Source organism: Photobacterium sp. Ph5 (assembly GCF_022129445.1).
Taxonomy (GTDB): Bacteria; Pseudomonadota; Gammaproteobacteria; order Enterobacterales; family Vibrionaceae; genus Photobacterium.
This window is the reverse complement of record NZ_JADQAQ010000068.1, coordinates 1-20,191: the sequence shown is the minus strand read 5'-3', so window position 1 is coordinate 20,191 and position 20,191 is coordinate 1. Positions and strand designations below refer to the sequence as shown.

Genomic DNA, 20,191 nt, shown 5'->3' with positions numbered 1-20,191 from the left:
GGATATGAGCTAGCTAAGTCTCTTGAACACAATAACTTGTGATCAAGAGACAGGCAATTAAGCAGGCTTTGTCTATTATATCTGTGCAATAAAGGTGCCAAACCACCCCTTAGCGACATCTAACGGCTCAAAATGGATACCTGCATCAATATCAAGGCGATCTTGTACAGGTTTAGCACCTAACTCAGCTAATAATGCATCAAATTGACGCCCAGCACCGCAAAAGCGATCCTCACCATAACTTGAATCCCCTAACGCTATCACGCCAAATTGCTGTTGAGGTAATAGTGGGAATTGATCTTGCAGTGCTACATAAAGTGGCAACAAGTTTTCAGGGATCTCACCCTGTCCAGTTGTTGATGAAATGATGAGTACATTATCATCTTTATAATCAAGAAAATCATCTAACGTGGGTTCAAAATAGATCTGCGTATCAATCGACTCCGCACTCTCTGCTAATGCTTCTGCCAGATCTTCTGCACCACCATAAACAGATCCGATAAAAATACCTAATCGAGCCATAATGCCCTCCATTGCCACTATTAATTATCATCAATGTGGCAATGATAAGCTTAAAAATCAAGCACTATAATCAGATATAACTACACCGCAATTAGTTTCGCACTAATAGGTTGGGTGACCAATTAAATGCAGCCATGACTTTACGCCACGTCTCATCAATATCTGCACGAATATCAATAGCATCACCTGTGATCGGGTGATCAAATTGTAATCTTGAGGCATGCAACATTAAACGGTGACAATCATAATGTTCACGGAACATACGGTTATGGCGTCCATCACCATGATTTACGTCACCAATAATATGATGACTTAAATGGTGCATATGTCGACGTAACTGGTGCTTCCGCCCAGTTTCTGGTTTCATTTCAACTAAACAGTAACGGCTGGTTGAATAACGTCCTACCGCAATATCTGTTTCAACCGTCGCTAATGGCTCGTAAGCCGTTACTGCAGGCTGCGCTTCTTTCTCTTCTGATGCATTTTTATCAGCGATCTTATCAAGCTCAACCTTCAACGGATAATCGAGCACTGCCGCTTCTTTTATCCAACCACGCACCACTGCATGATACGTTTTATGCATATCGCGCCCAGCAAAAAGTGGCATCATTTGTGATGCTATCTCACTGGATAATCCAAACAACAAAACACCCGATGTTGGGCGATCTAAACGATGTAATGGGAAGACATGCTGGCCAATTTGATCTCGCAATGTTTGCATCACAAAAACAGTCTCATGACTATCTAGCCATGAACGGTGAACTAACATACCGGCAGGCTTGTTAACCGCAATCAAATAGTCATCGCGATATAAAATTTCAAGTTCCATTACATTTACTCAGTGTTGTTTAAATAGTAAATCTAGCTGACGTGTGACCGATAAAATATCGTTAACACCTACTTTTTCTTTCATTGCTTCTTCAATATAAGGACTTATCTCAAACTGTGCTGGCAACGGTAATTGTAAAGCAACCAGTTGTCCGAATTTGGGAATAAAAATCCATTGTAACCATTGGTGGCAATCTAATGTATCAATAGCAAATGGTTCGGTGCTTGTAAGTAACAGCTCATCAGGAGGTGTTAACTGCCAATGAGAATGTTGACGTAGTATCAACTCTAATTCTTCAAGTAAACGTTGACTATGATGATATTTATCCATCTTCCCCCCTGATAGTAAGCCGCGCAGAATAGCACTTGAAGCGAGATGACCCAAGTTATTCGAGCATCTTAGCATTGCGATTCTGATACCTTTAGCCTACCCAATATAAATCCTTTGGTTAATAGGTATGCTTGTCTCACCGCAAAAGTTATACTGACTTTCTGACTTAGGAGCACAGATATGACCATGGATAAATTTCATACCCTGACCCAATTACTTGATAATGCAGGCTGCCAATACAACATTTTTGATCTCGGCCGCCGTGTGAATGAAATTGATGTTTCACAATTTAAAGCTGTCGAAGAAAATCGCCAGCCTTATCCATGGCCGTTACAGCAACATGCGCATTTAGCTATTTCTTTTTGGCAACCTCAACATACACCGTGGATCTGGTTTCTTCGATTACCACTCGACGAGCGTGGCTTACTAAAACAAGCAGCTGTTGGTGATTTTATTAAGTATGTGATTGAAGCGATGGGCGCAACACTTAATAGCGAGCCGACTGAAGAAGAGCAAGAAAAGCTAGCGGCTAACCCTTATACGTTTAAACCTACCGATGACAAGATGGCTATTTTTCACGCTCAGATCCGTCATCAATTGGATTTACCAGCAAGCCAATATTACGAACATGCTCAGCAATATTTATCAGGTAAATTAGATTGGCAACAATGGCAAGGCGTAGGTTTACAAGGCATTGCCGATATTTGTGCTCGAATGAAGCAAGAGAATAATGCCACCTTTATTCGTAAAGCGATTGCAAACCTTCCAATGACGCCACTTTATGCCCTGCTTGGCTGCTTAGAGCACTGTACATTACCTGATCCTTTAAGTTCTCGTATCAGTGAACATTTAAGTGCTGAAATCAATAGCCCAGATCCGGATCTATTTTTAGTTTCAGCATTGATCCGTGCAATATCTGGCAGTGATAGCAAAATCTTAAACCCTGCCCTTGAAAGCATTTTAGCCCAACCTGAATTGTGTCACCGCGAAGTGTTAATCGCTATTGCAGGCCGGTGCTGGTCGGGGCTATTAACAACAGACAACGCTGCAAGATTTTTATTACGCCTTGCTGAAACAAACGATCAAGCACTGTTCAACCAATTATTTGCAGATTTAGTCATGCTTCCTGTATTACGCGGCACCATGCTTCAAGTATTACATGGTCAAGCTGAACCTGCTTTAGTCGCCGCGATTGAGAAATTACAGCAACATGCTCGTGGGCAATAAGAGAATAGGAATAAAAATTTGGACAATTTATTCGGAATACTGCTTATCGCGATCATCGCTTTTTTATTTTGGCAGCAAAGACGACAAACAGAATTAGCACAATATTTTATAGAGCAACGCTGTAAAAATATGGGACTACAATTACTGAGCTTTGCGAGAGGAAAACAAAAAATCAAAGATCATCGTGGAGAATGGGGATGGCGAACTATCTTTGTCTTTGAGTTTTCTGCCGACGGTCATGATGCCTATCAAGGGTATTTAGAAATGAAGCGGCTTCGAGCAAGCCACTTTTATATTCCGCCTCATCGTCTTCCTGAGGGTGAAGAGTATTAATTTTTTATCACTATAAAAAGAACGGGCGCAACTTTCGTTGCGCCCTATGGCTTTACATGCAGCATTCCCGCTACTATGGTGCTCCCTGCTATCAATCCTTGATATACTTAAATCCCCAATGTAGCTCCAAACTCTATCCTAGAGTTGCTCTTCGGTAGTTCCTTGACCCATCAATATTCCAATATTGACTCTCTCTTCCGTCCTGGAGGTGTCCTTTACTTCATCCTAAAGCTGTTCCTGACTTCATCAATGAAGATTAATCCCTACTCAATCCTAGAGTGTTCCACTCACCCCATCCTAGAGCGCTATCCCTAAACTTCATCCTGAAGTGTTCCATGTCATCCAGACCAGTAAATATCCTATTTACCTCACTACATCCTGTAGTTTTCCTGCACAATCCTTGTTAGATAGCTCCGCTATCTATCCTCATCCTGAGGTAGCTAATCCTTAGCTGTTCCATATCCTAATGCCGTTCCCTTTCGACAAGGTAGATATTACTAGATTAGTAACAATGAACAATACATATATAGAATATTAAAAATAAAGACTTTTTATTACAGCGTCACAGAAGAAATAACACCCTGATTTTATTATGTTATTTATTTTTAATTACTATTTTTACGATTAAAAAAAAGAATTAATCCCACATCGATGTAAGAGATCTCTTACAAAAGAAGTAGGTAAACAGCCATAAAGCCTAAAAATAAAGACAAATAGAGAGAAGATCCGATAAATGTAAAATTAACGAACTAAAAGGAAAAAATATAAAAGAGAAATAAGGAAAATTAGAAAGGCATAAAAAGAGCGGGCGCGACTTGCGTCGCGCCCTTAGGTCTTACTTGCAGCATTCCCGCTACTATGGTGCTCCCTGCCTCATTCCTTTGACTGCCGATTCCTTCAGCATTGTCCTTGCGCTTCGTCCTGAAGTTGTTCCTTTGGTTATCCTAACCCGTCACCACATCCTGTTATGACTCTCTTCTCCTTCCTGGAGGTGTCCTTTACTTCGTCCTGAAGTGTTCCTTTTGTCATCCTGACTGGTAAACTTCCTGCTTACCGAACTCTATCCTAGAGTGTTCCCTTCACAGTCCTTGTTTGATAAACCATCCTAGCTTATCAACCTCTCATCCTGAGACCACTACATCCTGTAGTATATTCCTGTTCCGTTCTGTCAGCTCCTTCCGACACCATTAATATTACGTTAATCATCTGAATAAACACAGGTACCAAAATACATTTATTTTCTATAGAAAAAAAACCTAAACACCAATACGGGAATAAAGGATTTACAATCATGCAGTTAAGAACATTAAAAAGACATTTGATGTTACTAAAACAACAGATATCCCACGAATTTGTAAGAGATCTCGCACAATAGAGTAAGAGATTAACGATATAAAAATTGAAATATTCTTTTATATTTAATCTTTTTACGTATAAGTTGACATATTCGTTACGCTGTAAAAACAACTTTCGCAACAAAAAGAAGGAAAAGGAACAAAGATATTTTCCTTTAAACAAAAAGAGAGGGCGTGACTTTCGCCACGCCCTTAGGTCTTACTTGCAGCATTCCCGCTACTATGGTGCTCCCTGCCTCATTCCTTTGACTGCCGATTCCTTCAGCATTGTCCTTGCGCTTCGTCCTGAAGTTGTTCCTTTGGTTATCCTAACCCGTCACCACATCCTGTTATGACTCTCTTCTCCTTCCTGGAGGTGTCCTTTACTTCGTCCTGAAGTGTTCCTTTTGTCATCCTGACTGGTAAACTTCCTGCTTACCGAACTCTATCCTAGAGTGTTCCCTTCACAGTCCTTGTTTGATAAACCATCCTAGCTTATCAACCTCTCATCCTGAGACCACTACATCCTGTAGTATATTCCTGTTCCGTTCCGTCAGTTCCTTCCGACACAAATAAGATTACGCGATTTACTTTTTTAAACAATAAAGCTCTATCAATAATTTATAAAATATTTATTGGTAAAATAATCATCATAAATAAAAACATTTAATATCAATAATATAAATCACAAGATAACGACATGTAGTATGTTTATAGGATTGTTTTCTTACGCATTTGTAAGCGATCTCTCACAACAGTAAGAGTAAAAAAGACAGTTTGAATACACTATACTTTGCTTAATATCTCGGTCATGATTATGAGGAAACGATGATGGAACAATTTCAGCACAATTTATCTCATTTATTCAGCCAATTAGGACTTAATAATTCAGATGAATTTATACAATCATTCATCATCCAACATCAGCTAGCCCAACATCAAAATATTGCTGAAGCACCTTTTTTCTCTGCTATACAACGCCGATTTATAAAGGAATGCCAAGAGCAAGATGCAGACTGGTGTGAAGTGATTGATCAACTTGATGCTTTACTAAGAAAGTAAATGCGTTGTTATATGTAGGATACTAAAAACAATGTCGACAATTACCCAAGAATTAGAGAAGGCAATTAGTTCTTTAACCTCAGAAGGAAAAGAGCCTTCTGTTGCCTTAATAAAGTCACGATTAGCGACCCCTCTGCCGATCCCGGTTATTATCAAAGCGCTTCAAGCATGGAAAAAAAATGCCAAAGTGCCAACGATTGAAAAGCAAACCAAAGAGCTCACCGCAGATGAACGTATCACTCAACTCGAACAACAAATCATCGCACTTTCAACTCGCCTGGCTAAATTAGAAGCTCAGCAATAATAAAAAGGCTCCTTTGATCAAATCAGGAGCCTTTTTATATTATTGATAGTTCCACGATAAGTTTGAAACTAATCGACATTTATCGCACTTAAAATGGAATAAACCATGTAAAGGATCCTCTACACGCCAATCATTACCACATTTAGGGCATGTTCGGTTTATTTCACTCTCGAGACTATCCCCACCCACACGATAGAGATAATAATAAGTAGGGATCTGGGTTGTTGATTCGATCTGCTCACGTAATTTCTCACCACGAGAAAATAGTTCACTATCAACCTCACCAATTTCATCTAGTGCCATTTTTATTGCAGGTTGACTCTTATTTGCCATCTGAATTTCATCAAAGGCTTGCCATTCTGTTTGCCATTTAACCAGTGCTTTATAGTCACCATTAAGATGGGCACCTGTCTGATAAAGTGGGATCGGCAATAATGAATCCCCACTACGTAACGGCGAACATGTATGTACGTAGGTTGTATAAAGCACTTGCCATGATGGCTTGCTCTGCTCAGCTGCCGCTTCTGAGTTTAAATCAATCCCTAACACTTTTATTTTTGGTGTAAGTAAACAAGCATCACTCAACTTTTCAATACAACGCGTCACTTGTTCACTATTGTATTTGGGATGCAGACTGTCTTTTTCAGGGCATACTGCACGTACACGAAAAATACCATCATCAATCGTAATCGGAAACTCACGTCCTAGCACTTGACCGTTATAACGTAAATCATCCATTAATCCATTAATGGCACGATCCACACGCGATAACGTTGTGTTATCAAAACATTCAAACTGTAACTCTACAACGTACACAATTTATTCCTCTGTTATAACGGGAGTTAATTGCATTAAAAACGCTTCAACATTGACCGCTAAGACTTCACGAATGTCTTTACCTAGCGTTTCTCGCAAAACATTCCCCGTTAAATTACAAATAGAGATCACTTCAAATTCAGCTTCTAATGCGGCAATAAAGACAGTTGGCTTTAGCTTTAAACGACGTTGTGTCACTAAGTGACCTAAAATATTTTGTTGTAAGCGATCTATATCGTCTTCATTAAAAGCTTGTAGTAAATCCAACTCAACATCACCAAATTTCGCCCGCATATCACCACTAAATTGTGAGCAATAAAAGTCATGAATATCTTGATGCAGTGCAAGTTCAATCCCTTTCTCGACTCCAGATAACGTTCCAATAGGATTTCGTGGCATTGGCTTCCATGTCACCATATCGCCAGAATCATGGATCACACAGGGGGAATCTAAGCCAACAAGATCCTGACTTTCTGGAAAACCGCGATCTGCATCACACCATGCTTGCAAATAACGAGAAGAAAAATCAGATAAAGCACAGGTAACTGGATGATTCATTCGCAACCTCATTAAAGATTCAGTAAACTTTAGACTTGAAAACCGTTTTTACGGACTATCAATTCTAATCCAAGAGTGTCATAGACAGTATGAGTAAATATAAAGACGCTAAAGAATTAGCTGGTTTAACCCTTGGTAAAACCACAGAGTATAAAGATCAGTACGACCCATCGCTACTACAAGCAGTACCGAGAAGTCTAAATCGTACCGATCTCAATATCAGTGATGATGCACTCCCTTTCACTGGCTATGATATTTGGACGCTGTACGAATTGTCATGGTTAAATAGCAAAGGACTACCACAAGTTGCCATTGGTGAGGTACGTCTACCCGCTTCAAGTCCAAACTTGATTGAATCTAAATCTTTCAAACTTTACCTCAATAGCTTTAACCAAACTCGATTTGAAAGTTGGCAAGGTATTGCAGATACACTGCAGATTGATCTATCACGCTGTGCGGGCGCTGATGTTGACGTTACTATTCAACCATTAGAAGATTTTAGCGAGCAACCAATCGTAAATTTCTTTGGTGCTTGTATTGACGATCAAGATATTGAAATTGAAGACTACCGTTTTAATCCGGCACTACTAGAAAATAGTGTTGAAGAAGAAGAAGTTGAAGAAATTCTTCATAGCCACTTATTAAAATCAAATTGCCTGATCACCAGTCAACCCGATTGGGGTAGCGTTCGTATTGCTTATAAGGGCAAACGTATTAATCGTGAAAAACTGTTGAGATACATTATTTCATTCCGTAACCATAATGAATTCCACGAGCAGTGTGTTGAGCGTATATTCAGCGATATTATGAAATACTGTAAACCTGAATTATTAACCGTATATGCACGTTATACTCGCCGTGGTGGCTTAGACATTAACCCTTATCGTACCAATATGGGTAAATCACCTAGCGACAACTTCCGTCTCGCTCGCCAGTAATTCGACTCTGTTAGCGAAATCGACATTAAGTCCAGCAAAAAACCTGTCTTTGCTGGACTTGATGCCTTAAGCCAGTAAAATCAACACCATTCGTTTTTTGTTGTCTTGGGATGATATGTTTTTTCGTCGTTTGCTTTGTACTGCTCTCTTTCTACTCTCATTTTCTTTCAGTCTACAAGCAAAAGTTTATACCGTCCCTATGCTTTCTGAAGCTAATAGCTTGCTACTGAGTCAACCAGAGCGAGCGCTTTCTATCACCCAAAAATACCTCAGTCAACGCCGCTTAAGTAAACCTCAAGACCCGGCTAGAGTGCATATAAATGAAGAAAGTGATCATACAATCAGAACACCATTAAATACGGTGAATGCACTGCAAATTCAAGCCAAAGCATTATCGATTTTACATCGTTCAGAACAAGCCATTGGTGTGATCAAAAAAGCTGAAAACATAGCCACTGAACATCACCTTATTTATCCTTTATATGAAAGTCGGTTATTGCTCGCTAAATTTTATTGGGAAAATCTCAGCAACAGCACGACCGCATTAAAAATGCTCGATAGTATTGATGTTGAAAGTCGTAAAGCACCTTCACTCAAGCTAACAAAGCAACTACAAGTCCTTAAATATCGTTCATTAATGCTACGTGCCAATATTGAATCAAGTCTTGGGGCTGATGAAAAAGCAGAAAAACTATATATCAAAGCCAAAGGCTATTTAGTTGCATTAGATGATCAAGACGAACTGATTAATTACCAATTAAAACTGGGCCAACATTATTTAAAACATTATCACTATGATATGGCGCTCGATCGTCTACTTAGTGGTTATTGGCTGGCAGTTGAAACTGATGACCAAGGTCAAATAGCTCAAGCTAACTATTATTTAGCTGAGTTATTTGACGAACGAAAAGTGTTTGATAAGGCACTCGATCATGCTACCCAAGCGGGTGAATTTTTCGAGCGTTATAAACGCAGTCAACAATTAGCTAAAACACTAACGTTAATTGCTTCTATCTATGAACAACAAGGGCGTTACAACTTAGCGCTTGTTCACTACTTCAACGCACTAGACCAAGAAAATCAACTTGATCACGATGTGCGATCAGCACGTCTACGTCTAAATATTGCTCGCGTGTATCTACATTTATACAACTACACTAAAGCAGAAGTTTATATTGTGCAGGCTCGTAACTTAGCCCTACAAACGGGTAATGAAAACATTGTTGCAGAAAGCCAGATATTGCAAGGACAATTAGAGCTTGCAGAAAACAAGTTAGATGATGCGGTAACCTCTCTTCAAGCAGGTTTAATTTCGGCCAGTCGTATCGGTGCGATTAAATTACAACTTCTGGGGGAATCCATTCTTTCAGAAGCCTTTGAAAAGCAAAACGACTACTACAACGCGTTACTAAGCCAGCGTCGCTATGAACAGTTATATGCCGCTCAACAAGAAAGCATTGCAAAAAGTAATGTCGAAGTATTCAAACAACAGCAAAAAATGATGGAACGCTCACTTAAGCTTGAAGAGATGGAACGTGAGCAATTTGAAAGTGAAAAAGCACTATATAAACAGCAAAAAATCACCATGATTTTAATTGGTATTTTAGCCTTTATGCTTTTGCTGTTACTTCGTCGTCAACATATTAATAAACAACTAAAGCAACAGCTTACACAACTGCGTACAGATTATTATACTCACCCTCGCAGTGGCCTACGTAATTTACGTATGCTCAATGCGCGTTTAGCAAATTCACTTCAGCAAAGCAGTGCAAACTTTGAGCAATGGCACTTAGGCGAAATAATCAATGAACCGCTAAGCGATCGATTACGCTTTGCGTTATTTGAAGTCTCTTGCTTAAAGCGAATTTACTTAGAGCAAGGCTATAAGCAAGGCTTAGATGCCGAAAAAGCTTTTGGCTTATATTTACAAGAACAAGTGTTAGAGCCGGCGAGGATCTATCACTTCTCCGATGCCATGTTCTTGTATATAGAGCCGAATGCGCGTTTAAGTTGCGATCCTAAACAGTTAGCCGATTCATTACAGCAACTTGTTGATAATTATGCGCTTAAAAATAATCTCAATAATGATATTCAAATAGGTATGGCAGAGTATCCCTTCTTACCTCGAGCTTATACCGCGATTAATGATCAAGAGCTTATTGATATCTTATTGATGGCTGTCAATGCGGGAGTGAAAATGAATGACAGCGAACCAGGTAGCCATTGGGTACATTTATGCGCTATCGATGCCGCACCAGCAGCCAGTTTTGTCTGTGGTGATATTCGCCGCTCTTGCATTGAAGGTATCGATAAAGGTCTGGTGAAAGTACGAAGTTCATCCAAATCAGATATTATCTGGAACAACGATCACAGTACTGACACAAATGTAAGTTAAGTTACTCAAGCTTTTTTTTTCTATGCCGAGATAGCAGAGATACGTGTAAATTTAAGGGATTGGGATAATAAATAACTCAATGAAGGATATGGATATTAATGCTAATGATGAATACGTAATCCTGTGACAGATATTAATTCAGTTGTTTCTGAAGTGAGTAACCTGAAGCAACGCTTAGATCAAGCTCAACTCTCTTATCGTGATGCCTCTTTAAAGTCACGACGTGAGATCGTGATCTTAAAACGCCTCATCACACGATTAGTTATTGCTTGCCGAGGAATAAATTCTGAGCTTGATGAGCGTTTAGAAAATATTCGACATGAGTTAGAACAACCAACCGATATCAGTAAACTTATTCCTCGTTTGGCTGTTATTGAACGCTTAGTAAATCAGCAAGCTGATATTGTTCATAAACAGAACCTGCGCTTAAATCAAAAGATCCATCAAGCAGGAGAAACGCTTTCTCGCCATCGTGATTTACCGATCCAGTTAAGACGTGATCTACGCGCCGTACTAAACCATGACTCTGGTGTGTTACTCGACAATCATCTTCGTATTTTACGTTTGCTGGAACTATATGAGCGAACGATAAAACTAGCCTCCGCGACCAAAACTAGTTATACAACAGATAATATTGAACAGACTACACATCATATTGAGCTTATTTCCGAGTTACAGCATCTTATTACTGAAATCGACTTTAACGGTGAACATGGTAATCAGTTAATTGAAATAAAATCACAACTTAACAATGAGCTTGATACTCAACAATTTGCAAAAATTCAGTTCCAAGTTTTACGTTTGATCTTAGATGCGACGTTGCATGAACGCCAAGCCTCACAACGTTTTCTTAATAATATTAATAGTGACTTAGCCGAACTACACAAAGACACCCATCAAACAGCAGATAAATCGCAAATATTACATCAACATAGAAGCGAACTGGATAACGAATTATCCCATGTTGCCCAACAACTAAAAATAGACTTATCTGATAATAAAAACCTTGACAAAAAACGTCCGGCACTTCATGCAGCGGCAACAGAAATAGGCAATATTGTAGAAAGAAACGTCGCACTTCAAGAGCGTGAACGAGCACTTGTTGAACAACAGCAACATAACGAAAAACAAATTCAGCAATTGATCCAACAAACCCATAATTATCGTCAACGTCTGCATGATCAAGAACAAAGTATGCTGCGAGATACATTAACTCAAGTCTATAACCGTAATGCATTTATGGATCGTATTGAGCATGAGTACCACAACTGGAAGCGTTATGAATATGCACTACCTGTTGCGCTTATTGATGTTGATAGTTTTGGGGAGATCAACAATAAATTTGGTCACCTTGCTGGCGATAAAGCATTAAAAATCATCGCTAAAAATATTCAACAATGTTTAGCTGACACAGATTATTTAGCGCGCTTTAGTAGTGATGAATTTATGCTTATCATGCCAGATTGTGATGAACAAACTCGCAATAAAAAACTGACTAACATTCGAGAGGCGATCAGCCAACTTCCCTTCCGATTTAAAGACCAAAACTTGTCCATTTCAGTTTCTATTGGCGCGACTTTATTTGAAGGTAATGATGATCATCATGTGGTAATCGAGCGAACAGTAAAAGCATTAGCTAGCGCAAAAAGTGCAGGAACGAATCGCTTAATTTGGATCTCTTAATACTTCAAGCAAACACTTTTCCTTAGTACCTTTATTAAAACTTAATACACCAGTGAAAACAGACACCTAATTTTTATTATTAACATCTAGTCAAATGTATATTCACTGTGTATGGTAATAAAAACAAACACTATTTAGTGCTTCCTCCAAACTCCTTCTATAGTAGATACCTAATGGAGGAATAACCTCAAATCATCAACTTACTCTGCTTGATTTTCGCATATCGCAAGAACCAAACTGAGCTTTCATTGTTTCCAGGGAGGTTACTATGATCACACATATCAGTCCTGTTGGGGCTATGTCCCTGCTTTCTCAAATAGAAGTTGATAGCTTAAAAGCAACCGCTTCCAGCGATTTATACCGTTTATACCGTAACTGTTCACTGGCAGTACTGAATTCCGGTAGTCATACCGATAACTCAAAAGAGCTATTAGAAAAAAATAAAGATTTTGATATCAACCTCAAACGTCGCGAACGTGGTATCAAGCTAGAACTGGTAAACCCACCAGAACACGCATTTGTCGATGGTAAGATCATTACGGGTATTCAAGAACATATGTTCTCTGTATTACGCGATATCATTTATGTCGATATGCATGTTGCTCGTCGTAACGATATAGATCTTAGTAGCGCACCACACATCACTGATTTTGTATTTAGCTTACTGCGTAATGCTCGTACCCTTCATGCAGGTGAAGATCCAAATATTGTTGTTTGCTGGGGCGGTCACTCTATCAACCCAACTGAATACCAATACACCCGTGAAGTGGGCAATGAACTTGGTCTTCGTGAGCTCAATGTCTGTACGGGTTGTGGCCCCGGCGCAATGGAAGGTCCGATGAAAGGGGCCGCTATCGGTCATGCGAAGCAACGCTATGGCAGCAGCCGTTTTATAGGCTTAACTGAGCCCTCAATTATTGCCGCAGAGCCGCCCAACCCAATCGTTAATGAGTTAGTCATTCTGCCTGATATCGAGAAACGCCTAGAAGCCTTTGTTCGTGTTGGTCACGGTATTATTATTTTCCCGGGCGGTGCAGGAACTGCGGAAGAGTTGCTCTATATTCTAGGGGTGCTGATGCAGCCTGAAAATGCCGATCAGCCAATGCCTGTCGTACTAACAGGACCAAAAGAAAGTGAAGATTACTTCCGTACGCTTGATGATTTTATTCAACACACTTTAGGTGAAGAAGCAACTAAACATTATCAAATCATCATTGACGATCCAGCACAAGTTGCACAAGTCATGAAAACAGCCATGACCAAAGTTAAAGAGCACCGCCGGGAGATCGGTGATGCCTACTGCTTTAATTGGTCACTCAAGATCCCTGAAGAATTTCAAATGCCTTTTGCTCCCACTCATGAAGCAATGGCAAATTTGGATCTGCATATGGATCAGCCTGTTGATAAACTTGCAGCCAACCTTCGCCGCGCTTTCTCTGGAATTGTCGCAGGTAACGTCAAAGAAGAAGGTATTCATGAAATTGAACGTCACGGTCGCTTCAAAATTGATGGTGATAAATGTTTAATGGATCGAATGGATAAGCTGTTACAAGACTTCGTTAAACAGCAACGAATGAAGTTACCCGGCAGCAAATATGAACCCTGCTATGAAATAATAACAGCAGAAAAAGCAAAAAAATAATCACAACATCAATGATTATAATTGCGTACAATAAGGAGCTTTAGTGCTCCTTTTTATTTACAAAGAATTTGTTTATGGCTATCCACCTTGTTGTTATTGATGCTCTTAATCTCATTCGTCGTGTTCATGCGGCTCGTCCTGGTGAACCTGATGTAAAAGCAACAGCCGAGACCTGTTGTCGAGCACTGAAAAAAATCATCAAGATCAGCCAACCAACCCATATTGTGGCAGTATTCGATCATCATGGTGATGATCGTGGCTGGCGAGCTGAACTTCTTCCTCACTACAAAGAAGGGAGAAAACCTATGCCTGACGAGCTCATGACAGGGATGGATATTATTCAAGATGCTTTTATGGAGATAGGTATTGACTCACTGCTCTCTGATGGTGATGAAGCCGATGATCTCGTCGCAACCCTTGCACTTAAAGTCGCCTCTCGTGGTGAGCAAGTGACGATCATTTCAACCGATAAAGGTTACTGCCAATTATTACAGCCGACACTGCGCATTCGTGATTATTTCCAAGAACGCTGGCTTGATAGCGCTTTTATTGAAAAAGAATATGGCGTAGCGTCAAATAAACTCACTGATTATTGGGGACTTGCAGGAATAAGCTCGAGTAAAATTCCGGGCATTACCGGTATCGGCCCTAAAGCTGCCGTTGAACTTCTGAGTATCTATCCTAATTTAGAGGCAATTATTGCTGCAGACGATCTGCCTGAAAAATGGAAAAAGAAGATTGATGGCAACCGTGAGATAGCGCTTGCAAGTAAAGCGGTATCAAGCTTAAAAACTGATTTAGTATTAGGTTTTAATCTGCAAGATATTCGTTATATAGAGCCACTAGCCTAATAGGTTCTGGAAACAAAAATGCCACTGTAATACAGTGGCATTTTTTAATTAAACTATCGCGGTTATCTCTTGCACTTAGTGTGGTGAGCGCGTATCTAAACGTTGAATATGAACCGTAATTTCTTCGCGATCATGGTATAAATGCTTCGCTTGTAGCTTGAACTTCACACCATTTTGAATAAGAAATACTTTTAGATTTTCAATATCTTGAAGCACTTCATCATAACGACCTTTCATCGGTAATTTTAAGTTAAAGATCGCTTCTTTTGCCCACGCTTTAATTAACCACTCACCCATTAAGTGAGCCACACGCGCTGGCTTTTCAATCATGTCACAAACAATCCACGTAACGTTCTTACGTGCTGGCTCAAATTTAAAACCATCAACGGCATGGTATTTAACTTGGCCTGTATCCATCAAACTTTGTGCCATTGTACCGTTATCAATCGCGTGAACGAACATCGAGCGTTTCACCAATTGATATGTCCAACCACCAGGACACGCACCTAAATCAACACCCCACATACCTGGCGCTAAGCGCTCATCCCACTCGTGGCGAGGAATAAATACGTGAAAGGCTTCTTCTAATTTCAACGTTGAGCGACTTGGCGCATCTGCTGGGAATTTTAAGCGTGGAATGCCCATAAAGAACTGTGAGTTATTCGATGTATATGAATAACCAACAAAACAACAACCTGGCGCAACGAAACACACATGTAACACAGGCTTTTTATTGTTATCTTTCGTGTATAAAATCTCACGCTTACGCATTGCTTGGCGAAGTGGCACCGTAAATTTACGACAGAATTTTAATAGCTCTTTCGCTTCATTAGTATCGGGTGTTTCAACACGGAGATCACCACAGCGTGGGAACTCATCGCCAATCGCTTCTAAAATCGGAGAGATGCGATCATCAGCCGGTAAATCCGTTAACATCTGCGATGCCGCAAACATTTGACGTGCAAAAATTAACTGTGAAAATGGTTGTAGCTGAATAAATTTATCTGCATCACCTGCTTGATAAAATTCAAATAACACATAACCTGAATTGTTTTTTACCCGAGGGAAACCAAACAATTCCAGCGTATTTGCTTTGTCTTGAACTTCACCCGCACATTCTTTTTCAAAGCCAGGACGACAATACAATAAAACATGATTCACGTTGGAACCCTCAAGCTGAACGCCAGGATGCTACTGCAAGCATTACCCAGCCAATAATAAAACATACTCCGCCCATCGGTGTGATGGGACCAAACCACTTAATGCCTGTTAATGCCAATGCATATAAACTGCCACTAAAACAGATTATACCAAGGGTGAAAAACAGAGCGGCGTATGATACAGCTTTTGAAGACAAAAAGCGTGTCAATATTCCACAACCCAATAACGCGAATGTATGCCACGCTTGATATTGTACGCCAGTCTTAAATACATCGAGTAAATAAGGCGATAAATGCTGCTTTAAACCGTGAGCAGCAAATGCCCCTAACCCCACAGTTAATGCTCCACTCATTGCCGCGACAAAGAGCATCCAACGCGTTCGGTTTTGTAATGGTTCAGTCACAACAGCACTCCTTAATAAACTGCGCTAATCGCTCAATGGTGGTTGCTATATTGTCAGCTTCCGTAAAACCAGAGGCTTTTCGCGGTTTAAAACTATGATCACCGTCAGGAAGAAACGCAATCTCCACATTGGGAGAAAACGCCCATTGTGCTATTTCTGCTTTAGTACCAAACGTGTCTCGCTCACCTTGTAGGATCAATGTTGGAGCCGTAATCGACGCCAAATGATCACCACGAAAATTTTCAGGTTTACCAGGAGGATGAAAAGGAAAACCTAAACACACTACGCCTTTCACTTTCGCAGCGCAGTTTTTTACATCAGGGCTTTGAGCGGCAACCTCTGTTGCCATAATACTCGCCATTCTACCGCCCATTGATTTACCGCCAATGACTAACGGACTACCAGCAAAGGTTTCAATATGACGTTGAAAATCAATCAAGAGTTTTGGTTGGCGATCAGGCGGTCGCTTTTTACCATCTTCAGCACGTTTAACCATATAAGGAAAATTAAACCGTACTACCCGAATATCTTGCAGCGCTAAACCTTCAGCAACAGCCGTCATAAAAGCATGATCCATTCCCGCACCGGCACCATGCGCAAACAGAAATGTTGCTACAGCAATACCTGATTTAGGTTCGTTAATTATGTATTCACTGACTAAGTTCGACATCAGGCATATCCTCTTGTTCACGACGTGCTTTAGCTAACACCCAATCTCTAAATATTTGAATTCGTCCAGTATCAGCTTGGCGCTCTTGGCAAACAAAATAGAAAGCGTTTTTACTCACTAACACTTCATCAAATGGACACACCAAGCGCCCAGCTTCTAATTCTGGTTGCGCTAATACATTATTTCCCAGTGCAATTCCCTGACCATGAGCCGCAGCTTGTAGCACCATGGTTGAATGACTGAAAATAGGTCCTTGGTTAACGTTAACCCCTTTCACATCATAATGACGAACATAATTCTTCCACTCTTTTCGTGAAGTATCGTGTAACAAGGTGTGCAGTTTTAAATCATCTAATGTGCGTAGCGGTTTAGCCCCTGTCAGCAGCATTGGCGAACAAACAGGCATCATGAACTCTTGATACAATTTATCAGCACGTAAACCTGACCAATTACCTCGACCATAATAAATCGCCACATCGACATCATCAGTGAGCGATCCTTCATCTAAATCGACCGCCTTAATACGCACGTCAATATCAGGGTGTTGTTCATTAAAATCGGTTAAACGTGGTACCAACCATTGGATGGCAAAACTAGGAGGTAAACTAATGGTTAATGCGCCTTTAGCACCACGCTCTAAGACCTTATCAGTGGCATCGGATATCGCTGAAAAGATATCTTTAATATCGAGAAAGTAGCCCTGTCCTTCCTCTGTTAACAGTAGAGAACGATTACGACGACGAAATAACTTTAAGCCTAGAAATTCCTCTAAGGCTTTAATTTGATGGCTAACTGCGGCTTGAGTAACAAATAATTCTTCAGCAGCACGAGTAAAACTCAAGTGTCTTGCTGCCGCCTCAAACACCTTCAATGAGTTGAGCGGAGGTAAACGTCTAGACATACTTTTCTCGACTATTTAATGCATTAGTTTTTTTAATCCTGAACATTATAAATTGTCCATTGTTCAACTACTAGAGAAACCCTATTATCTGTTTCGCAATATTGATTTAATCCTCTGTTTTTTGCCCTCTGGCTAACCAGCTTAATCAATATTGCATGTTGTGTTTGCATATTGTCCGAATCATTTCGGATGGATGGAATAACCATCCTTTATTTCCTGTATTTTTGACTATACAGTCAAAGCTATTTTTAGCACTGCGCCCCAACGCAGTGCTATTTTTTTATCAATAAAAAACCATCAATACTTGCTCTCTGCCTTATTTATTAGCATGATCCTCGGTTCAATCTTAGCTATGTGAACAACCATGACCACTCAATTTGATATCTCAACTATTTTGGCTCAATTTCCTGCCTTGCAACACACTGATGGTGAATTACCGCCAGTGTACTTAGACAGCGCAGCAACCGCACAAAAGCCTGCCGTGGTTATTGATACCCTCACTGAGTATTATCGTGGTTATAATGCCAATGTGCATCGTGGCAGCCATAGCCTCACAGCCAATGCTACGCTACGTTTTGAACAGGCAAGAGAAACCGTCCAACACTTCATTGGCGCAGCGCACAGCAAAGAAATTATTTGGACTCGTGGCGCAACAGAAGCATTAAATCTAATAGCTCAAACTTATGCCCGCACAAATCTAACAGCGGGAGATGAGATTTTAGTCAGTGAGTTAGAGCACCACGCTAATATCGTGCCATGGCAAATGATAGCCGCAGAAACAGGCGCGCATGTCATAAAAATCCCGATGAACGATGACTGCACTTTAGATCTTGATACTTTTTATTCACGCTTATCGGATAAAACAAAAATCGTAGCAGTAGCCCACATAACCAATGTAACGGGTACCCGTAACCCAATTGAAGAAATCATTCACGCAGCCCACCAGCACAACGCGATTGCTGTGATTGATGGCGCACAAGGTATTGCTCATGAAGATATCGATGTAACAGCACTTGATGCTGACTTCTATGTGTTCTCAGGCCATAAGATTTATGCGTCAGCTGGTATTGGCGTTCTTTATGGCAAACAAGCGCTACTTGAAGCTATGCCACCTTGGCATGGCGGCGGAAAAATGGTGGAAAAAGTCTCTTTTGACGGTACAACTTACGCAAAATTACCAGGTAAATTTGAAGCTGGCACTCCTAATGTTGCTGGAAGCTTAGCACTCGCTGCTGCAATTAATTGGCTCAAGCAACTGGATAGACAAGGTGCAGAAGCGCATATTGCAAGGTTGCGCCACAAAGCCATTGAAGGCATTAAAAATATTGATGGCTTACGTATTATAGGATTACAGCCGAACGCAAGTTTATTCTCTTTTGTGGTTGATGGGGTTCATCATCAAGATATTGCGACCCTATTAGATCAACAAAATATCGCACTGCGTGCTGGTCATCACTGTGCACATCCAATGCTTGATGCACTAGGCTTAACTGGGACATTGCGCGTATCATTAGCACTCTATAACACCGAGCAAGATGTAGATCGCTTTATTGCGGCACTACACAAAGCTTGTGATTTACTTTAATGCGGGATCTGGATTGAACACTATGACTGAACTTACGCTTCCCCTACACCCTTTCGGTACTGACATTACAACCACTGATATTATTGCCCAAATGCAGGCAAAAGCAGGCTGGGAAGATCTTTACCGTACGGTAATTCAGTTAGGTAAGAAACTGCCAGTTATGGCAGAAGAAGATAAAGATGAGCAATTAAAAGTCAGTGGTTGTGAGTCACAGGTTTGGTTACGCTACCAGCAAATTGGTGACCACTTTTATTTTCAAGCGGATTCTGACGCGCGTATTGTTCGTGGTTTAATAACTCTCGTGCTTACCGCTTATCACGGTAAAACGCGTACAGAAATTGGTGAATTTGATATTGATGGCTACTTTGATTCACTTGGCTTAATTGCCCATTTAAGTCCATCTCGTGGCAATGGTTTAAAAGCGATTGTTGAGCAAATAAAACAACTTGCTCGCTAAACAAGATTTACCAGTCCTAGAAATAGCACAGTAACAAAAAGGCAGATCATGTGATCTAATGCCGATCGTTTAGGGTACTTGAACGATCCTAAGATGTACAAAGATCCTGCGGGTGAAATTGAAGGTTTTATTACCTCTTTGGCTGATCCAAATCAGTACCCACTCGAAGAGCTACTGCGCATCTACTGGC

Annotated in this window: 20 protein-coding genes; 11 read left to right on the top strand and 9 right to left on the bottom strand. The window is 40.4% G+C overall.

Going from position 1 to position 20,191, the window contains the following annotated elements:
* Positions 1-75 precede the first annotated feature (75 nt).
* From I3259_RS18460 to I3259_RS18450, 3 genes are all read right to left on the bottom strand, one after another.
* Entirely contained in the window at positions 76-522 is a 447-nt protein-coding gene (locus tag I3259_RS18460) for a flavodoxin (protein WP_238031173.1), read from the bottom strand.
* 91 nt (positions 523-613) lie between these two features.
* The gene (gene truC, locus I3259_RS18455; RefSeq protein WP_238031172.1) at positions 614-1,351 is read right to left on the bottom strand and encodes a tRNA pseudouridine(65) synthase TruC; all 738 of its coding nucleotides are present in this window, start codon (positions 1,349-1,351) and stop codon (positions 614-616) included.
* Positions 1,352-1,360: 9 nt separating this feature from the next.
* Positions 1,361-1,681, bottom strand: a complete 321-nt coding sequence (locus I3259_RS18450) for a YqcC family protein (RefSeq protein WP_238031171.1) — start codon at positions 1,679-1,681, stop codon at positions 1,361-1,363.
* A 186-nt stretch (positions 1,682-1,867) separates the two neighbouring features.
* Here I3259_RS18450 and I3259_RS18445 point away from each other — a divergent pair, with 186 nt between their 5' ends.
* From I3259_RS18445 to I3259_RS18430, 4 genes are all read left to right on the top strand, one after another.
* A complete protein-coding gene (locus tag I3259_RS18445) occupies positions 1,868-2,908 on the top strand; it encodes a DUF3549 family protein (RefSeq protein ID WP_238031175.1) in 1,041 nt (346 codons plus the stop codon).
* Between the two features lie 18 nt (positions 2,909-2,926).
* The gene (locus tag I3259_RS18440; RefSeq protein WP_238031170.1) at positions 2,927-3,241 is read left to right on the top strand and encodes a DUF3301 domain-containing protein; all 315 of its coding nucleotides are present in this window, start codon (positions 2,927-2,929) and stop codon (positions 3,239-3,241) included.
* A 2,165-nt stretch (positions 3,242-5,406) separates the two neighbouring features.
* Positions 5,407-5,637, top strand: coding sequence for a DUF2789 domain-containing protein (locus I3259_RS18435; protein WP_045084849.1), 231 nt, complete (start codon positions 5,407-5,409; stop codon positions 5,635-5,637).
* 31 nt (positions 5,638-5,668) lie between these two features.
* Positions 5,669-5,941, top strand: coding sequence for a hypothetical protein (locus I3259_RS18430; protein WP_238031169.1), 273 nt, complete (start codon positions 5,669-5,671; stop codon positions 5,939-5,941).
* A gap of 39 nt (positions 5,942-5,980) precedes the next feature.
* Here I3259_RS18430 and I3259_RS18425 read toward each other — a convergent pair whose 3' ends face one another.
* Together I3259_RS18425 and syd are read right to left on the bottom strand one after the other, a co-directional pair.
* Complete coding sequence (locus I3259_RS18425; protein ID WP_238031168.1) at positions 5,981-6,757, bottom strand: Zn-ribbon-containing protein; 777 nt, start codon at positions 6,755-6,757, stop codon at positions 5,981-5,983.
* Between the two features lie 3 nt (positions 6,758-6,760).
* Positions 6,761-7,315, bottom strand: a complete 555-nt coding sequence (syd, locus tag I3259_RS18420; RefSeq protein WP_238031167.1) for a SecY-interacting protein — start codon at positions 7,313-7,315, stop codon at positions 6,761-6,763.
* Between the two features lie 89 nt (positions 7,316-7,404).
* On the opposite strand from syd, the gene queF reads away from it, so the two are divergent.
* From queF to xni, 5 genes are all read left to right on the top strand, one after another.
* Complete coding sequence (queF, locus tag I3259_RS18415; RefSeq protein ID WP_045084846.1) at positions 7,405-8,253, top strand: NADPH-dependent 7-cyano-7-deazaguanine reductase QueF; 849 nt, start codon at positions 7,405-7,407, stop codon at positions 8,251-8,253.
* A gap of 115 nt (positions 8,254-8,368) precedes the next feature.
* Complete coding sequence (locus tag I3259_RS18410; protein WP_238031166.1) at positions 8,369-10,648, top strand: tetratricopeptide repeat protein; 2,280 nt, start codon at positions 8,369-8,371, stop codon at positions 10,646-10,648.
* A gap of 123 nt (positions 10,649-10,771) precedes the next feature.
* On the top strand, positions 10,772-12,331 hold the full coding sequence (locus I3259_RS18405; protein ID WP_238031165.1) for a GGDEF domain-containing protein: 1,560 nt from the start codon (positions 10,772-10,774) through the stop codon (positions 12,329-12,331).
* Between the two features lie 268 nt (positions 12,332-12,599).
* Positions 12,600-13,973 carry a nucleotide 5'-monophosphate nucleosidase PpnN gene (gene ppnN / locus I3259_RS18400; RefSeq protein ID WP_238031164.1) on the top strand — a complete coding sequence of 458 codons (1,374 nt, stop codon included), beginning with the start codon at positions 12,600-12,602 and terminating at the stop codon, positions 13,971-13,973.
* 74 nt (positions 13,974-14,047) lie between these two features.
* Positions 14,048-14,824, top strand: a complete 777-nt coding sequence (xni, locus tag I3259_RS18395; protein WP_238031163.1) for a flap endonuclease Xni — start codon at positions 14,048-14,050, stop codon at positions 14,822-14,824.
* Between the two features lie 75 nt (positions 14,825-14,899).
* Here the strand turns inward: xni and rlmM are convergent, their stop codons facing one another.
* The 4 genes from rlmM to I3259_RS18375 are packed head-to-tail and all read right to left on the bottom strand — an operon-like array spanning position 14,900 to position 17,959.
* Positions 14,900-15,985, bottom strand: coding sequence for a 23S rRNA (cytidine(2498)-2'-O)-methyltransferase RlmM (gene rlmM / locus I3259_RS18390; protein WP_238031162.1), 1,086 nt, complete (start codon positions 15,983-15,985; stop codon positions 14,900-14,902).
* 10 nt (positions 15,986-15,995) lie between these two features.
* Complete coding sequence (locus I3259_RS18385) at positions 15,996-16,355, bottom strand: DUF423 domain-containing protein (protein ID WP_238031174.1); 360 nt, start codon at positions 16,353-16,355, stop codon at positions 15,996-15,998.
* A 25-nt stretch (positions 16,356-16,380) separates the two neighbouring features.
* Positions 16,381-17,058, bottom strand: coding sequence for an alpha/beta family hydrolase (locus tag I3259_RS18380; RefSeq protein WP_238031161.1), 678 nt, complete (start codon positions 17,056-17,058; stop codon positions 16,381-16,383).
* Positions 17,039-17,959, bottom strand: coding sequence for a transcriptional regulator GcvA (locus tag I3259_RS18375; RefSeq protein WP_238031160.1), 921 nt, complete (start codon positions 17,957-17,959; stop codon positions 17,039-17,041). Before I3259_RS18375 ends, I3259_RS18380 begins: the two co-directional genes overlap by 20 nt.
* Before the next feature lie 364 nt (positions 17,960-18,323).
* Between I3259_RS18375 and csdA the strand changes: the two genes are divergently transcribed.
* Both csdA and csdE read left to right on the top strand, forming a co-directional pair.
* Positions 18,324-19,544 (top strand): cysteine desulfurase CsdA, encoded by a 1,221-nt coding sequence (csdA, locus tag I3259_RS18370; protein WP_238031159.1) that lies wholly within the window; start codon positions 18,324-18,326, stop codon positions 19,542-19,544.
* 22 nt (positions 19,545-19,566) lie between these two features.
* A complete protein-coding gene (csdE, locus tag I3259_RS18365; protein WP_238031158.1) occupies positions 19,567-20,001 on the top strand; it encodes a cysteine desulfurase sulfur acceptor subunit CsdE in 435 nt (144 codons plus the stop codon).
* The last annotated feature ends 190 nt before the right edge of the window (positions 20,002-20,191 follow it).